General features: G+C 66.1%; 12 protein-coding genes. All 12 read left to right on the top strand.

The features are described from left to right. Positions 1–5: 5 nt before the first annotated feature. The 12 genes from AC6JAC_RS19540 to AC6JAC_RS19485 all read left to right on the top strand — a co-directional run bounded on the left by AC6JAC_RS19540 (position 6) and on the right by AC6JAC_RS19485 (position 17,140). Positions 6–947: an ABC transporter permease gene (locus AC6JAC_RS19540; protein WP_347895741.1), complete on the top strand. Its 942-nt coding sequence runs from the start codon at positions 6–8 to the stop codon at positions 945–947. After that, entirely contained in the window at positions 944–2,803 is a 1,860-nt protein-coding gene (locus tag AC6JAC_RS19535; protein WP_497966198.1) for a dipeptide/oligopeptide/nickel ABC transporter permease/ATP-binding protein, read from the top strand. Before AC6JAC_RS19540 ends, AC6JAC_RS19535 begins: the two co-directional genes overlap by 4 nt. After that, positions 2,800–3,699: an ATP-binding cassette domain-containing protein gene (locus tag AC6JAC_RS19530; RefSeq protein WP_497966196.1), complete on the top strand. Its 900-nt coding sequence runs from the start codon at positions 2,800–2,802 to the stop codon at positions 3,697–3,699. The genes AC6JAC_RS19535 and AC6JAC_RS19530 overlap by 4 nt, the downstream gene beginning before the upstream one ends. Positions 3,700–3,778: 79 nt before the next feature. Then, positions 3,779–4,639, top strand: a complete 861-nt coding sequence (locus AC6JAC_RS19525) for a sugar phosphate isomerase/epimerase family protein (RefSeq protein WP_497966194.1) — start codon at positions 3,779–3,781, stop codon at positions 4,637–4,639. Positions 4,640–4,670: 31 nt separating this feature from the next. Then, a complete protein-coding gene (locus AC6JAC_RS19520) occupies positions 4,671–5,837 on the top strand; it encodes a Gfo/Idh/MocA family protein (RefSeq protein ID WP_347895735.1) in 1,167 nt (388 codons plus the stop codon). 153 nt (positions 5,838–5,990) lie between these two features. Then, positions 5,991–7,052, top strand: a complete 1,062-nt coding sequence (locus AC6JAC_RS19515) for a LacI family DNA-binding transcriptional regulator (protein ID WP_497966191.1) — start codon at positions 5,991–5,993, stop codon at positions 7,050–7,052. A 133-nt stretch (positions 7,053–7,185) separates the two neighbouring features. Continuing rightward, positions 7,186–8,592, top strand: coding sequence for a glucuronate isomerase (gene uxaC, locus AC6JAC_RS19510; RefSeq protein ID WP_454697529.1), 1,407 nt, complete (start codon positions 7,186–7,188; stop codon positions 8,590–8,592). After that, entirely contained in the window at positions 8,589–10,022 is a 1,434-nt protein-coding gene (locus tag AC6JAC_RS19505) for a mannitol dehydrogenase family protein (RefSeq protein WP_497966189.1), read from the top strand. Before uxaC ends, AC6JAC_RS19505 begins: the two co-directional genes overlap by 4 nt. Before the next feature lie 208 nt (positions 10,023–10,230). Then, the gene (gene uidA, locus AC6JAC_RS19500; protein ID WP_497966187.1) at positions 10,231–12,069 is read left to right on the top strand and encodes a beta-glucuronidase; all 1,839 of its coding nucleotides are present in this window, start codon (positions 10,231–10,233) and stop codon (positions 12,067–12,069) included. 60 nt (positions 12,070–12,129) lie between these two features. Beyond that, positions 12,130–13,512 carry a glucuronide transporter gene (gene uidB / locus AC6JAC_RS19495; RefSeq protein WP_028272271.1) on the top strand — a complete coding sequence of 461 codons (1,383 nt, stop codon included), beginning with the start codon at positions 12,130–12,132 and terminating at the stop codon, positions 13,510–13,512. Between the two features lie 45 nt (positions 13,513–13,557). Beyond that, on the top strand, positions 13,558–14,787 hold the full coding sequence (gene manD, locus AC6JAC_RS19490; RefSeq protein ID WP_028272270.1) for a D-mannonate dehydratase ManD: 1,230 nt from the start codon (positions 13,558–13,560) through the stop codon (positions 14,785–14,787). Between the two features lie 79 nt (positions 14,788–14,866). Continuing rightward, entirely contained in the window at positions 14,867–17,140 is a 2,274-nt protein-coding gene (locus AC6JAC_RS19485; protein ID WP_497966877.1) for a gluconokinase, GntK/IdnK-type, read from the top strand. Positions 17,141–17,154: the final 14 nt, after the last annotated feature.

The raw sequence follows: 17,154 nt of genomic DNA, 5'->3' as shown, positions 1-17,154 counted from the left end.
GCACCATGATCAGGTTCATTGCGAAAAGGCTGGGCAGCGGGGCGGTGGTGCTGCTTGTTGTCTCTGCGCTCACGTTCTTCCTGCTGTATATGTCCAGCGGCAGCATCGCCCGGAACATCCTGGGCGACCAGGCCACCGCTGAACAAGTGGCCTTGAAGGAACAGGAGCTGGGCCTGGACCAGCCACTCGTTGTCCGCTACCTCGCCTGGGTGGGCGATGCCCTGACTGGAAACCTTGGCGCATCCTGGTTCACCTCCGAACCGGTGGCCAACTCCCTGGCCAGCCGGATTCCGGTCACCATGACCATGGTTTTCGTCGCAATGATCCTGATCGCCATTTGCGCCGCACTGATCGGTGTAGCCGCTGCAGTCAAGCGCGGCTGGGTGGACAGGGTGGTCCAGGTTGGCGCCATCATCGGCGACTCCGTTCCGGGGTTCGTCATCGGCGTCATCCTGGTCACCATCCTGGCCATCCAGCTGGGCCTCTTCCCCGCCACGAGCACCATCTCACCGGACTCCGGCGCAGACGCCTGGGTCTACTCGATGTCCCTCCCGGTGATCGCCCTGCTGATCAACGGAGTCACCGGCGGCGCGCAGCAGATCCGCAGCGCCGTCATCAAGCAGCTCGAGCGGGACTATGTCCGCACGCTGCGAAGCCGCGGCATCGGCGAGCGCGAAATCCTGTTCAAACACGTGCTGCGGAGCGCCGCCCCGGCCGGCCTGACCGTGCTGAGCCTGCAGCTGATCGGCATGCTGGGCGGCGTGGTGATCATCGAACAGATCTTCGCCCTCCCGGGCATGGGGCCGATGGCGGTCACGGCAACCACCCAGACGGATCTTCCGGTGGTGATGGGCGTCGTGATGTACACGGTGGTCGTCGTCATTGTGGTGAACCTGCTGGTGGACATTCTTAATGGCTGGCTCAACCCGAAGGTACGTGTGTCATGAGCGAAACTGTAGAAACAGCGGCTGTCGCCGACGGCACCGGCGCCGTCGCCCCGCCCACGGGCCAGTCCGGCACCGTGGTCCGCTCCACCGTGATCCGGCGCCTGGTCAGGAACCCGCTCGGCATCGCCGCGCTGCTGATCCTGGCGACCATTTCCGTGCTCGCCGTCCTGGCTCCCGTCCTGGCGCCGTTCGATGAGAACTACGCGAATATTGCCAAGACCCTGGCCGAGCCGGATTCCGTGAACATCCTCGGCACGGACAGCGCCGGCCGCGACGTCTGGAGCCGGCTGCTCTTCGGCGCCCAGCTGACGCTCCTTTCCGCCTTGCTCTGCGCCGGGGTTGCCATCACCATCGGCCTGCCGGCCGGGCTGATCGCCGGCTACTACTCCGGGAAATTCGAGGCAGTCTCTAACTGGATGGTCAGCATCACCATGAGCCTCCCCGGCCTGATTGTGTTGCTCACCATCCGGGCCGCTTTCGGTCCGTCGGTTTGGATTTCCATGATTGCCTTCGGCATCCTGATCAGCCCGGCCTACTTCCGGCTGACGCGGACCGCCGTCCAGTCGGTCCGCAACGAGCTGTACGTCGACGCCGCCCGGGTATCAGGGCTGTCTGACTGGAGCATCATTGCCCGCCACATCTTCTCCGTTGTCCGGGCACCGATCATCATCCAGACTGCAGCCATCGCCGGCGTGGCCATCGCCATCCAGTCAGGCCTGGAGTTCCTTGGCCTGGGCGACCCTTCCAAAGCCACCTGGGGTGTGATGCTCAGCGAGGGCTTCAAGAACGTCTACCTGAACCCGACACTGCTCTTCTGGCCGGCGCTGGCCATGGCGCTCACCATCGGCGGCCTGGTGCTCCTGGGCAATGCCATCCGCGATGCCCTGGAAGACGGCGAGAAGATCAAGCACCGCAAGAAGAAGGTCCATGCAGCCGAAGACGCTGCTTCAGCCAGCGCCTCGAAGGTAGCGCGCAAGACCCTTGCCGCCGTTGAAGCCGGAACCGAACACCACCTGGTCAAGGTGACCAACCTCGGCGTCGGGTACCCGCAGGCGGACGGCTCGGTCAAGAAGGTAGTGGACGACGTCTCCTTCCACGTGGACCGCGGCGAAATCCTGGGCATCGTGGGCGAGTCCGGATCGGGCAAGTCCCAGACGGCGTTCTCGATCCTTGGCCTGCTGCCTGACACCGCCCGTATTGTGGGCGGCGCCATCCAGTTCGACGGCAACTACACCGTGGCCCCGGGCGACGACAAGGTCAACCAGGACCGGCTGTCCAAGCTTCGCGGCAAGCGGATCTCCTACATTCCGCAGGAACCCATGAGCAACCTGGATCCGGCGTTCACGATCGGCTACCAGCTGGTCACGCCGATGGTGCGCGTCCTGGGAATCTCCAAGGCGGAAGCCGCCGAGCGTGCCATGAAGCTGCTGTCCGACGTCGGAATTGTCCACCCCGACCGCACCTTCAGGGCGTACCCGCATGAAGTCTCCGGCGGTATGGCACAGCGTGTGCTCATCGCCGGCGCCATCAGCTGCGAACCGGACCTCATCATTGCCGATGAACCCACTACGGCCCTGGACGTCACCGTGCAGGCCGAGGTCCTGGACCTCATCCGTGACCTTCAGCGCCGCCTCGGCGTCGGCGTGATCCTGGTGACGCACAACTTCGGCGTGGTGGCCGACCTTTGCGACCGCGTGGCCGTGATGCAGAACGGCCGCCTGGTTGAGGAAGGATCCGTCCGCGACATCCTCCGCCACCCGAAGGAGCCCTACACCCAGACCCTCCTGGCGTCGATGCTGGAAGGCAAAACCCCCATGTCCATGCTTGTATCCAGCCAGAAGGAGCCGGTCGCGTGAGCACTGTTGAAGTCAACGAAATTGCCCCGCTCCCGACGGGCCCGCTCCTGACGGTGGACAACCTGGTTGTCGAATACCTCAGCAAGAAGTTCCGGGCCAAGCCCTTCCGGGCCCTGACTGACATCAACATCACCATCGGCCGGGGCGAGACCCTCGGCCTGGTGGGGGAGTCCGGTTCCGGCAAGACCACCCTTGGCCGTGCGGTCCTGGGCCTGGCCCCGGTGACGGGCGGCAAGATCACCTTCGAAGGCAAGGACATCAGCCACGCCACCCGCAGGCAGCGGCGGACCCTGAGCCGTGACCTGCAGGTGGTGTTCCAGGACCCGTACACCTCGCTCAACCCGGCCCTGGAGATCGGCGCCATCCTGGCCGAACCACTTGGCGTGCAGGGCATGGAACAGGCTGCCGCCAAGAAGCGCGTCAAGGAACTCCTGGACCAGGTGGGGCTGCCTTCGGATGCCATCCACCGCCTGCCGCGGGAGTTCAGCGGCGGTCAGCGCCAGCGCGTGGCCATTGCCCGGGCACTGGCCCTTTCGCCCAAGCTGATCGTCTGCGACGAACCCGTCAGCGCGCTTGACCTCTCCACCCAGGCACGCGTGCTGGACCTGTTCCTTCAGATCCAGAAGGACACCGGAGTTTCGTACTTGTTCGTCTCGCACGACCTTGACGTGGTCCGGCACATCAGCCACCGTGTGGCAGTGATGTACCACGGCGAAATAGTCGAGCAGGGACCTGCCGAAGTGGTGACCCGCGACCCCGAACATCCCTACACCCAGCGTCTCCTGCTGGCGTCCCCAGTACCCGATCCGGACCGGCAGGAACAACGCCGGGCGGATCGCCACCGCCTGCTGGACATCCAGCGGCAACAGACCGAACAGGCCGGCGCGCTCGCCTGACACCGGGCGTCAGCCACGGCAGCAGCAGCAAGACCAGCAAAGCGGCCCTCGAGGGTCCGGAACATTACGGAGGAACACAGTGGCCAAAATTGGCGTACAGGCGATGATGCTCAAAAACAGCTTCGCCGAGGTGGGGGCGTTCGAGACGCTCCGCAAGGTCAGCGCGATCGGTTACAACGCCGTCGAGATTTCCCAGATCCCGATGACCCCGGAGAACGTCGCCGAGCTGGACCGCTCCCGGACCGAACTGGGCATGGACATCGCGGCGCTGTCCGTGGCGACGGAAACCCCAAAGGGCCGCCCCGGCGACTCCCTGGCAGAGCACTTCGACAAGATCGTGGACGACGCCAAGCGGCTGGACTCAAAGCTCCTGCGGATCGGCATGCTGCCCTTCCCGGCCATGAAGTCGATCGGTGCCGTGGTGGATTTCGCCAAGCAGGCCAACGAATACGCTGAGCGCCTGCAGGAGCAGGGCCTGGGCCTGTACTACCACAACCACCACATCGAGTTCGCGAAGTTCGACGGTAAGTACATGCTGGACATCATCGCCGAGAACTCCCCGGCCATGGGCATGGAAATCGACGTGCACTGGGTGCAGCGCGGCGGGCTTGACCCGGTCCGCACCCTGGAAAAGTACGCCGGCCGCACCGCCATGGTGCACCTGAAGGACTACCGGATCGGCGAGCTGCCCGAAGCCTCCTTCGACATGCTGGATTCCGGAGACATCATGGGGTTCATGGCCGAATTCAAGAACGTTGTCCAGTTCGCGGAAGTGGGCGAAGGCAACCTCGACTTCGCCTCCATCATCCCCGCCGCGCAGGCTGCCGGCGCCAAGTACATGCTGGTGGAGCAGGACGAGCTCTACGGCCGCACCGTCTGGGACGCTTTGCAGACTTCGTACGACAACCTCGTGGCTCTGGGCCACTCGAACCTTTTCTAGACCCCACCGACTGACTACGGAGAATCAGCACATGAGTAAGAAAGTACGCCTCGGCATCATCGGCCTGGGCCAGCAGGGCGGCGCCTACGCCAAGTTCATCACGGACGGCATGGTCCCGAACATGGAGATCGGCGCCATCTGCGACACCGACCCGGCGAAAAAGGAAGCCGCTGCGGCCACGTACCCGGACGCGCCGTTCTACGACGACTACATCGCCATGCTGGAAAGCGGTGACGTGGACGCCGTCGTCACCTGCGTGCCGCACTTCCTGCACCCCGAAATGGGCATCGAGACGCTCAAGCGCAACATCCACGCCCTCGTGGAGAAGCCGGCCGGCGTGTACACCAAGCAGGTCAAGGAGCTCAACGAGTTTGCCGCGAGCAAGCCCGAGCTGTCCTTCGCCATCATGTTCAACCAGCGCAACAACCCGCTGTACCGCAGGCTCAAGGAGATCGTCGAAAACGGCGAGATCGGCGATATCCGCCGCACCAACTGGATCATCACCAACTGGTGGCGTCCGCAGGGGTACTACAACTCCAGCGAATGGCGCGCCACATGGGGCGGCGAAGGCGGCGGCGTCCTGGTCAACCAGGCACCGCACCAGCTGGACCTGTGGCAGTGGATCTGCGGCGTCCCCAAGTCCGTCTACTCCAAGGTTGCCTACGGCTTCCGCCGCGACATCGCCGTGGAGGACGAGGTCACCGCGGTGGTGGACTACGGCAACGGCGCTACCGGCGTCTTCGTCACCGCCACGCATGACATCGTGGGCACCGACCGTTTCGAGATCCTGGGCGACCAGGGCAAGATCGTCGTCGAAAATTCCAAGACCGCAACGGTGACCCGCCTAAAGAAGCCCGAACGTGAACTCAGCGACGCCATGGACATGGACGATGTCCGCAAGCTCTTCATGGGCGAGCTGAATCCCGAGGAGTACTACAGCACCGAAGTCATCGAGTTCGAGTCCGTCTGGGGCGGCCAGCACGCCGGTGTCCTGGAGAACTTCGCCGCCAACATCCTGGACGGCACCCCGCTGCTTGCTCCGGGATCGGACGGCATCAACGGCGTCCGCCTGGCCAACGCCATCCACCTCTCCAGCTGGACCGGCACCGAAGTGGGCCTCGACTTCGACGAGGACGTGTTCCTGGCCGAGCTGAACAAGCGCATCGCGGACGAGGGCAAGTTCCCCGAGCGTTCCTAGCCCAACGTTCTCTCACTTTTCGGCGCCGTAACGCCAACGGTCTCTCACTTTCCTGACGAAAGTGAGAGACCGTTGGCGTTAAAGGCACCGAAAGTGAGAGAGGGTCTGGCAACCGTCCTGCTGTTTGTTGCCATGCCGCACTACGATGGAGCCGTGACTGAACCCAAGACTCCGGCCGCTGCCGCAACAACAGCGCCCGCCAAAAAGCACTCCCGGGACGGCAAGCCCAACGCCACGATCTACGACATTGCCAAGGTGGCCGGCGTCAATCCGTCCACGGTGTCCCGTGCGCTCAGCAAGCCGGGCCGGGTCAGCGCCAAGACGCAGAAGCTGATCGAGGACGCCGCCGCGGAGCTGAACTACCAGGTCAACCCGTTCGCCCGGGCGCTCCCCACCGGCCGCACCAACACCTTTGGGCTGATCGTCGCGGACATCACCAACCCCACCTTCTTCGACATCATCCGCGGAGCCGAAACCACGGCCACCCTGCGCGACTACACCCTGGTGCTCGCCGAATCCGCCGAGTCCGCCGTCACCGAGCTGACCGCCGCCCGCCGGATGATGGCCACCGTGGACGGCCTCATCCTGGCCAGCCCGCGCATGGACGACGACGACATCCGCACCCTCGCCCGCGACAAACCCGTGGTGGTCATCAACCGCGAAGTGGACGGCGTGCCGTGCGTGGTTCCCGACGTGAACAAAGGCATCAGCGAGGCAGTCCGCAGCCTGGCCGCCAACGGGCACACAAAGATTGCCTTTGTTGCCGGGCCGGCGCAGTCCTGGATGTCCGCCCGCCGCTGGGAAGGCGTCCAGGCAGCCTGCGAGTGGTCCCGGCTCGAGGCCGTGCGGCTGGAATCCACCAAACCCACGGTCGACGGCGGCCGCCAGGTGGCGCGCGACGTCCGGGCCAGCGGTGCCACGGCCGTGCTGACCTACAACGACCTCCTGGCCATCGGACTCATGCAGGAGCTCCAGGCAGCGGGCATGGTGGTGCCGGACCAGATCAGCATCGTGGGCTTCGACGACATCTTCGGGGCGGATTTCACCACGCCGCCGCTCACCACCGTCCGCTCGCCGCTGGGGGAGTGCGGCTCCGGTGCCACCACCCTGCTCCTTGACCTGCTCCACGGCACGGGGGAGCCGGCGGGGACGCTGCGCGTCGAAACGGAGCTGGTGCTGCGGGGCTCCAGCGGACGGCTCCTCCCCGCGGGCTGAGGCCGGGCAGCCCCGCCACGCCGGCCGCCCGGCCGGGGGCCGTTCCCGCCACCCACCCCGACCACCCCGCAACTTAATGGCAATTTATGGCAACCGGTTGACAAATGCCCTTGGCAAGCCGGACCATTGACCTATGTCACAGTCGATTGCCGCCAACCCAGACCGGCTCCTGCCCGCGGATCCCGGAACGCGCAGCATTGCGCGCGACCTCCTGCAGCGAGTCCAGGACCTCCCCATCATTTCCCCGCACGGGCACGTTGACGCCGCTGTCATCGAGCACAACACCCCCTTTCCGGACCCGGCAGCGCTGCTGGTCAGTCCGGACCACTACGTCACCCGCCTGATCCACGCCAGCGGCGTTCCGCTGGACCGGCTCCGGGACTCCAACACCACCCAGCCCGATTCCCGCGCCGTCTGGCACGAGTTCTGCAAGGCCTGGCCTCTGTTCGAAGGCACCGCCTCCGGCTACTGGCTCCGCACGCAGTTCGACAGCGTGTTCGGCCTCCAGCAGGAGATCAGCGCCGAGACCGCCGATGCCAGCTACGACGCGATTTCCGCCAAGCTCCTGGAACCGGGCTTCCGGCCGCGCCAGCTCTTCAAGGACTTCAACATCGAGGTCCTGGCCACCACCGATGATCCCCTGGACAGCCTGGCCAGCCACAAGGCAATCGCCGACGACCCCACCTTCCACGGCCGCGTCCTGCCCACGTTCCGGCCGGACCAGTACCTGAACATCGCCCACCCCGCGTGGTCCGCCAACGTTGACCGCCTCATCGCGGCAGCGGGCGACGGCGGCACCGGCTATGCCGGGTACATCACCGCGCTGGAAAACCGGCGTCGTTATTTCGTGGAGCACGGCGCAGTTTCCGCGGACCACGGCGTCCGCACGCCGTCAACGCTCAAGCTTGACGCCGGCGATGCGGCAAAGCTGTTTGACCGGGCCCGCTCCGGCCAGGCCACTGCGCAGGACCGCGAAGACTTCGAAGCCCACATGATGTACCAGATGGCGCGGATGTCCGTGGAAGACGGCCTGGTCATGACCATCCACCCGGGCTCGTACCGCAACCACCACGAACCCACCTTCAACACTTACGGCGCGGACACCGGCCACGACATCCCGTTCGCCGTCAACTACACCGAGGCGATCCGCCCGCTGCTGCAGGACTTCGGCACCGCCAAGGACTTCCACCTGGTGCTGTTCACCCTGGACGAGACCGTGTTCTCCCGCGAACTCGCGCCGCTGGCCGGCTTCTACCCGTCCGTGTACCTCGGCGCCCCGTGGTGGTTCCTGGACGCCCCGGACGCCATGCTGCGCTTCCGCTCGGCGGTCACCGAGACCGCCGGCTTCTCCCGCTCGTCCGGCTTCATCGACGACACCCGCGCGTTCTGCTCCATCCCCGCCCGCCACGACGCCTCCCGCCGGATCGAGGCCTCCTTCCTGGCCCGCCTGGTAGCGGAGCACCGCGTCAGCGAGGACCGCGCCCACGAACTGATCGTCGACCTCGTCGACGGCTCGCCCCGAAGGGTCTTCAAGCTGTGAGCACCGAACTGCAACCTGAAGCGGCCGTAGAAGCTGTGGACCTGCCGCGGCTGAACCGCCGCCTGCGCCCGTCCGCCAAAGCGCCCGTACGCATCGTCCACCTGGGGCTGGGCGCCTTCCACCGCTCGCACCAGGCCTGGTACACCCACCAGGCGTCGGACGCCGCGGACTGGGGCATCGCCGCCTTCACCGGCCGCCGCCCCGATGCGGCACTGGCCCTGGCCGAGCAGGACGGGCTGTACACCGTGGTGGAACGGGCCGACGGCGGCGACACCTTCGCCGTGGTCAGCAGCATCGTGGAGGCCATCGACGGCGCCGACGTCCAGCGCCTGGCGGAGCTGATCGCGGCTCCGGCCACGGCCGTCGTCACCCTGACCATCACCGAAGCGGCCTACCGGCTCGGCGCGGACGGGCACCTCGACGCCAAGGCGCCCGACGTCGTCGCTGACCTTTCGCTGCTGGCCGGCAACGGATTCCCGACGACGCCGCTGGGCCGGCTGGTGCTGGCCCTCGCCGCCCGCCGGGCTGCCGGAGCGGGACCGCTGGCCGTGGTCTGCTGCGACAACCTCTCCAGCAACGGCACCGTGGCGCACAACGCCGTGGTGGGCATGGCCGGCGCATGGGATGCGGGCCTCGGCGACTGGATCGATGCCAACATCAGCTTCGTCAGCACCTCGGTGGACCGCATTACACCGCGCACCACGGAGGCGGATGTCGCCGCCGTCCAGGCCGCGTGCGGCTACTGGGACACTTCGCCCGTGGTTGCCGAACCCTTCGCCAACTGGGTGCTTAGCGGGGATTTCCCCGCCGGCCGTCCCCGCTGGGAGGACGCAGGCGCGGTCGTCGTGGCGGACATCGAGCCGTACGAGAACCGCAAACTGTGGCTCCTGAACGGCGCACACTCACTGCTGGCGTACGCGGGCCAGCTCCGCGGCCACACCACCGTGGCGCAGGCCCTGGCGGATCCGCTGTGCCTCCGGGCCGTGGAAAAGTTCTGGGACGAAGCCGAAGCGAACCTCTCCGGGCCGGGCGGAAACGCCGCCGAGCTGCAAATCCCGGAGTACCGTGCCGCCCTGCTGGCACGCTTCAGCAACGCCAGGATCGCCCACCACCTCGCGCAGATCGCCATGGACGGCAGCACCAAGCTCCGGATGCGCGCCGTTCCGGTACTGCAGGCCGAGCGTGCCGCGGGCAGGACCGGGGCGGCCGCCGCCCTCATGATTGCCGCCTGGATGGACTACAGCGCGGCCGCCGCCGCGTTCCAGGATCCCCTGGCCGAGGCCGTGGCCGCGGCCAACCTGCTCGACGGCACCGAACGGATCCGCGCCCTGCTGGACATCGTGGATCCGGTCCTGGCCGGGGACGGCGCCGTCGTTGAGCTGATCGAAGACCTGTGCGGAACGTTCGGGGAGCTGGCTGTCTCCCGTTAGCGTCCTCCGCACGCGCCGCTGCCCGGCTCCCGGATCCCCGGGACCCGGGCAGCGGTGTTTAATGAACTTTCAACAAATATTATGGCAACCGCTTGCCATTTGATTGCCAAGTGATTAGGATTACAACAAGAGCAAGGACCGGCGCACCGCCGGACTCCCCAGAATCCCCCTCCCGGCAGAGACCGCAAAGACGCGATAGGACCTCCAGATGCTGAAGCCCCAAGCCAGCGAAACGCGCGAACTGGTCAACCTCGACGGCCTCTACGCTTTCAAGGTGGACTTTGACCGCGCCGGCCACCGCGAGGAATGGTTCAAGGCGCCCCTGGACACCGGGCTGGAAATGGGCGTCCCCGCCAGCTACAACGACGTCTTCCCGGACAAAGCCATCCGCGACCACGTGGGCTACGTCTGGTACCAGCGCGAAGTCCGCGTCCCGCGCGGCTGGGCAGGGGAGCGCGTCCACCTCCGCCTCGACTCGGCAACGCACGAGGGCATGGTGTGGGTGGACGGGATCCTCGTAACCCGGCACACCGGCGGCTACATGCCGTTCAGCGCGGACATCACGGACTACGTCACCCCGGGCAAGACATTCCGGCTCACCGTTTCCGTCAACAACGAGCTCACCCAGGCCACCATTCCGCCGGGCAGCATCACCGTCACGGAAGACGGCCGACGCCAGCAGAGCTACCTCCACGACTTCTACAACTACGCCGGCCTGCACCGCAGCCTCTGGCTGTACAGCACCCCGGCGGTCACCGTGGACGACATCACGGTGGTCACCGGCTTCGACGGCCCCACCGGCACGGTGGACTACACGATCGCGACGGCGGGCACCACCGCTGGCGGGACGGGTAGCGAAACGGTGACCGTTACGCTCAAGGACGCCGACGGCGTCGAGGTTGCCCGTGCGGACGGCGCCAGCGGCGCGCTGGTGATCAACGACGTCGTGCTCTGGCAGCCCGGCGCCGCCTACCTCTACAGCCTGACCGCCGAAATCCGCGAAGGCGGCCGGCTGCTGGACAGCTACACGCTGCCCGTCGGCGTCCGGACCGTGGAGGTCCGCGGCAAGGAATTCCTGATCAACGGCGAGCCCTTCTACTTCACCGGCTTCGGCATGCACGAGGACCACGTCACGGTCGGCAAGGGCCATAGCAACGCCCAGATGGTCAACGACTTCAAGCTCCTGGACTGGGTGGGCGCCAACTCGTTCCGCACCTCGCACTACCCCTACGCCGAGGAAGTCATGGAGTTCGCCGACCGCCACGGCATTGTGGTCATCGACGAAACCGCGGCCGTGGGCCTCCACCTCGGCTTCGGCGCCGTTTTTGGCGGCATCGCCAAGAAGACCTACGAGGACGGCGGCGTGGACGCCAATACGGCGGCCAACCACCGGCAGGCGATCACCGAACTCGTGGCCCGGGACAAGAACCACCCGTCCGTGGTCATCTGGTCCATCGCCAACGAACCCAACGGTTCCGAGGAAGGCGCACGCGAGTACTTCCAGCCCCTGGCGGAACTGACCCGCGAGCTGGACCCCACCCGCCCCGTCGGCTACGTCAACGTCATGTTCGACACCCCGGACAAGGAACTGCTCGGGGACCTCTTCGACGTCATCATGCTCAACCGCTACTACGGCTGGTACCTGAACAACGGGGACCTCGAAACAGCGGAACAGGTCCTGGAAAAGGAACTGCGCGAATGGGAAGCCAAGTACGGCAAACCCATGATCATGACCGAGTACGGCCCGGACACCATGCCCGGCTTCCACTCCATTTATGAGCAGCCCTGGAGCGAGGAATACCAGGCCGCCTTCCTATCCATGTACCACCGGGTGTTCGACCGGGTGGACGCCATGGTGGGCGAGCAGGTCTGGAACTTCGCGGACTTCCAGACGTCCAACGGCATCATGCGCGTGGACGGCAACAAGAAGGGCGTCTTCACCCGCGACCGCCGGCCCAAGCCCGCCGCGTACGCCCTCCGCCAGCGCTGGACCGCACTGGCCGGCACCAAGAATGCCGCCCCGAACAGCAGCATCACCACCCCGTAGCATTTCTGACCATTTTTTCGCCGGCTCCACGGAGGCGGCACCGGGTAAAGGAGCCCAATCATGAAAAAACCCAGCAAACTAGGAAAGCTCAGCATCCTCGGCTACGGCGCCGGCGATGCCGCCAACAACCTCGCCTTCACCACGGCCACCATGTTCCTCCTGGTCTACTACACGGACGTTGCAGGAATCTCGGCCGCAGCGGCAGGCACCCTGCTGCTGGTGGTCCGGATCTTCGACGCCTTCGCCGACGTTTTCGCCGGCCGCATGGTGGACCGCACCTTCAGCAGGCGCTTCGGGAAGTTCCGTCCGTTCATCATGTTCGGCTCCATCCCGCTGCTGCTCCTGAGCGTGGCAACTTTCTCCGTCCCGCAGCTCGGCGAATCCGGCACCCTGCTGTACGCCTACGTCACCTACGCGGCACTCGGCCTGGCCTACAGCCTGGTCAACATCCCCTACGGCTCCCTGGCCGGCGCCATGACCCAGGACCCGGGGGAGCGCGCCAAGCTTGGCTCCGCCCGCATGGTGGGCGGCCTGCTGGTGGGTTCGGCCCTCGGCATCTTCGTGGCACCGCTGATCAAGCCGGGCGCTGACCTGCAGTCAACCTTCACCACCATCACCCTGGTGTTCGTCGTTATCGGCGCAGCCCTGTACTTCTTCACCGTCATGACCGCCAAGGAACGCGTCCACCGCGCCGTCCCGAACGTTTCGGTCAAGCAGAGCATGGAAACCCTGAAGGGCAACAAGCCCCTCCTGATGCTGTGCATCAGCTCGTTCTTCTTCCTCTCCGGCTACCTGGCACTGACCTCGGTGCAGCTGTACTACCTGCGCGACGTCCTCGGAAACCTGGGCCTGTACCCGGTGCTGTCCATCATCCAGCTGGCCGCCACCTTCGTGCTGGCCGGGTTCATGCCCAGGCTGGTCCGCTCCATCGGCAAGAAGCGCGTCTACATCTACTCGTCGGTGCTCACCGTCATCGGCGGCACCATCATCTTCTTCACCCCCGCCAGCCAGGTCTGGATCGGTTTTTCCGGCCTCGTGATCAGCCTCGTGGGCGTCCTCGCCGTCAACATCGTGGTGTGGGCCCTGGAAGCCGACACGGTGGAGTACGGCGAATGGAAGACCGGCGTCCGCACCGAGGGCATCACCTACGCGCTGTTCTCCTTCACCCGCAAGACCGGCCAGGCCGTAGGCGGCGCCCTCGCCGCCTACGCCCTGGCACTGGGCGGCTACAAGTCCGGCGGTGCACAGACTGCCGACGCCCTCTTCGGCATCCAGCTTGCAGCCGGCGCCATCCCGGCAGTGCTGACTATCCTCGCCGTCCTGGTCATGTCCAAGTACAAACTGACCGACGCCATGCACGCCGAGATCCTCAACGAAATCCAGGCACGCCGCACCGGCGAAGAAGCCGCAGACGCCGCCAAGCCCCTCACCACCTCCAACTAAGCCTCGACCTACTCCTCGACCCAGCCCCGCTCGAAAGGAACAGCTGTGAAAATCATTGCCGCGGAAGTCTTCGTGACAAGCCCGTCCCGTAACTTCGTGACCCTCCGGATCACCACGGAGGACGGTGTGACCGGCATCGGTGACGCCACCCTGAACGGCCGCGAGCTCGCCGTCGCCGCATACCTCAAGGAACACGTCGCACAGCTGCTGATCGGCAAGGACCCGCACCGGATCGAGGACACCTGGCAGTTCCTGTACCGCAGCTCGTACTGGCGCCGCGGCCCGGTGACCATGGCCGCCATCGCCGCCGTGGACATGGCGCTGTGGGACATCAAGGGCAAGGTGGCCGGCATGCCGGTGTACCAGCTCCTGGGCGGTGCCTCCCGCAACGGCCTGCGTGCCTACGGCCACGCCTCCGGCGCGGACATCCCCTCCCTGTTCGACTCCGTCCGCGAGCACCTGGAACTCGGCTACAAGTCCGTCCGCATCCAGACCGCCGTTCCGGGCATCAAGGCCGTTTACGGCGTCGCAGCCCAGGCCCAGGCCTCCGGCGAACGCTACGACTACGAGCCCGCCGGCCGCGGCGCGTTCCCGGTGGAAGAGGACTGGGACACCCGGGCCTACCTGCGCCACCTGCCCACCGTGTTCGAGGCCGTCCGGAACGAATTCGGTCCGGAACTGCCGCTGCTGCACGACGGCCACCACCGCATGACCCCGATCCAGGCCGCCAAGCTGGGCAAGGCCCTGGAACCCTACGACCTGTTCTGGCTCGAGGACTGCACCCCGGCCGAGAACCAGGAAGCCCTGCGCCTGGTCCGCCAGCACACCACCACTCCGCTGGCCATCGGTGAAATCTTCAACACCGTGTACGACTACCAGACCATCATCAAGGAACAGCTGATCGACTACGTCCGGGCAGCCTCCACGCACTTCGGCGGCATCTCACCGCTGAAGAAGGTCATGGACTTCGCCGCGCAGTACCAGATCAAGTCCGGCTTCCACGGCCCCACCGACATCTCCCCGGTCGGTTTCGCCGCGCAGCTGCACGTGGGCCTGGCCATCCACAACTACGGCATCCAGGAATACATGCAGCACTCGGACAAGACCAACGAGGTCTTCCAGCAGTCCATGACCTTCAAGGACGGCTACCTGCACCCGGGCGACAAGCCCGGCATCGGCGTCGAATTCAACGAGGAGGCAGCGGCCGCGTTCCCGTACCAGCAGGCCTACCTGCCCTACAACCGCCTGGTTGACGGCACCGTCCATGACTGGTGAGGCACGAGTCGTGACAGAACACCCCGTGACAGGACACCCCGTGACACAACACGGCAGCACCAAGCACCGCATCATTGTTATGGGCGTCTCCGGCTGCGGCAAGACCACCATCGGCGACCTGGTGGCCCGCGAGCTGGGCGTGCCGTTCCTCGACGGCGATTCGCTCCACCCCGTGGCGAACGTCGCCAAGATGGCCGCCGGCACGCCCCTGACGGACGAGGACCGCTGGCCCTGGCTGGCCACCGTGGGTTCCGAACTCGCAGCCGCCGGCAACGGCGGGCTGGTGCTGGCGTGCTCGGCGCTCAAGCGCAGCTACCGTGACGCCATCAGGGAACAGGCGCCGGACACCGTGTTCCTGCACCTGCACGGCAGCAAAGAGGTGCTGAGGTCACGGACTGAAGGCCGCTCCGGGCACTTCATGCCGCCTGCCCTGCTGGATTCCCAACTCGCAACGCTGGAACCGCTCGACGCCGACGAAGCCGGCATCGTGGTGGACATCGCCGCGCCCGTGGACCACGTGGTGGCCGAAGCGCTGGCCGGGATCGCCGCCGTCGTGCGTTCCACCGCTCCGGCGGGTACCGCCGACGGTGCCGCGGGCACCCAGCCGCGCCAGTTCGACGTCGACCTCCAGGCCGCGCCGTTCAACCTCGACGACGCAGCGGTCCAGTGGGTGAACAGCACCCTGGAGTCGATGAGCCTCGAGGAAAAGATCGGCCAGCTGTTCATCAACCACAACAACGACTACTCCCCGGAGTACCTCGACGGTGTGCTGGAGAACTACCACGTGGGCGGCATGCGCTACCGGCCGGGCCCCTCCGCCGCCGTGCAGGAGCACATCCGCTACGCGCAGTCCAAGACCCGGATCCCGCTGCTGGTGGCTTCCAACCCGGAAATGGGGGGAGCCGGAAGCTGCGACGACGGGACGTTCGTGTCGACGCACCTGCAGGCCGGCTCGCACCCGGACAAGGCCATCGCCCGGCAGATGGGCCAGGTGGCCGGCGTCGAAACCGCCGCACTGGGCTGCAACTGGGCGTTCGCGCCGATCGTGGACATCCACTACAACTGGCGGAACACGGTCATCTCCACCCGAGCCTTCGGCAACACGCCGGAGATCGTGGTGGAGCGGGCCAAGGAGTACTTCGACGGCATCAGCGAGTCACCCACCGCCTGCGCCATGAAGCACTTCCCGGGCGACGGCATGGACGAGCGCGACCAGCACGTGGTCACCTCGTACAACACCCTCGGCTATGAGGAGTGGAACCGGAGCTACGGGCACGTCTACCGGGAAATGATCGGGCACGGCGTGCAGTCCATCATGATCGGCCACATCGGGGCGCCGGAACTGTCCCGGCACTTCCGTCCCGGCCTGGCGGACAAGGACATCCGCCCGGCCACGCTGGCGCCGGAACTGCTCCAGGACCTGCTCCGCGGCGAACTCGGCTTCAACGGACTGATCCTCACCGACGCCTCACAGATGATCGGCCTGACCCAGGCCATGAAGCGCCGTGACCTGGTGCCGGCCACCATTGCGGCCGGCTGCGACATGTTCCTGTTCTTCCGCAACCCCGCGGAAGATTTCCAGTACATGCTGGACGGCTACAAGTCCGGCGTCATCACCGAGCAGCGCCTGCATGACGCGCTGCGCCGGATCCTTGCCCTCAAGGCATCGCTCGGTTTGCACCGGAAGGCACGCAACGAGCTAGTGCCGCCGGTGGAAGCACTCGCCGTGATCGGCAGTGACGCCCACCGCGCTGTCGCAGCCGACATCGCGGACAAGACCGTCACCCTGGTCAAGGACACCGCCAACAACCTGCCCATCACGCCGGCGACGCACAAACGGATCCGCCTGTACGGCATCTCCGGAGGTTCGGACTTCACCCGCGCCGACCCGCTGGCCTACCTGGACACCGTCAAGGCGGAGCTGGAAAACGCCGGCTTCGAGGTGCACCTGTTCAAGACGGCGGACCAGCGCGAGGCGGCAGGGGAGACCGGCGTGAACTTCATGTCGGTCATCTCCGAGGAAGCCACCGGCGACTACGCGGACAAGTACGACGCCGCGTTCGTGTTCGCCAATGTGAAGGGCTTCGCCCAGGAGGCAGCCATCCGGATCAAGTGGTCCACCCCGATGGCCGCGGAGATCCCGTGGTACGTCACCGAGGTCCCCACCGTGTTCGTCTCGCTCAACCAGCCCAACCACCTGATTGACGTGCCGATGGTGAAGACCGCCATCCACGCCCACGCAGGGTCGCCCGAGGCCATTCGGGCGACCATCCAAAAGATCATGGGCAGCTCGGAGTTCCAGGGAACGTTCAACGAGAACGTGTTCTGCGATTCCTTCGACACCCGGCTCTGATCCGGTCCAGGCAG

The organism is Arthrobacter sp. KUASC02, from assembly GCF_059739395.1.
The sequence above is the reverse complement of the archived record's forward strand: the minus strand, read 5'-3'. Positions and strand labels throughout refer to the sequence as shown.

What these genes read in the sequence shown, in the direction of transcription:
- AC6JAC_RS19540 (WP_347895741.1), top strand. Translation starts at nt 6, where the DNA reads ATGATCAGGTTCATTGCGAAAAGGCTGGGCAGCGGGGCGGTGGTGCTG.
- AC6JAC_RS19535 (WP_497966198.1), top strand. Translation starts at nt 944, where the DNA reads ATGAGCGAAACTGTAGAAACAGCGGCTGTCGCCGACGGCACCGGCGCC.
- AC6JAC_RS19520 (WP_347895735.1), top strand. Translation starts at nt 4,671, where the DNA reads ATGAGTAAGAAAGTACGCCTCGGCATCATCGGCCTGGGCCAGCAGGGC.
- uxaC (WP_454697529.1), top strand. Translation starts at nt 7,186, where the DNA reads ATGTCACAGTCGATTGCCGCCAACCCAGACCGGCTCCTGCCCGCGGAT.
- uidA (WP_497966187.1), top strand. Translation starts at nt 10,231, where the DNA reads ATGCTGAAGCCCCAAGCCAGCGAAACGCGCGAACTGGTCAACCTCGAC.
- uidB (WP_028272271.1), top strand. Translation starts at nt 12,130, where the DNA reads ATGAAAAAACCCAGCAAACTAGGAAAGCTCAGCATCCTCGGCTACGGC.
- AC6JAC_RS19485 (WP_497966877.1), top strand. Translation starts at nt 14,867, where the DNA reads ATGGGCGTCTCCGGCTGCGGCAAGACCACCATCGGCGACCTGGTGGCC.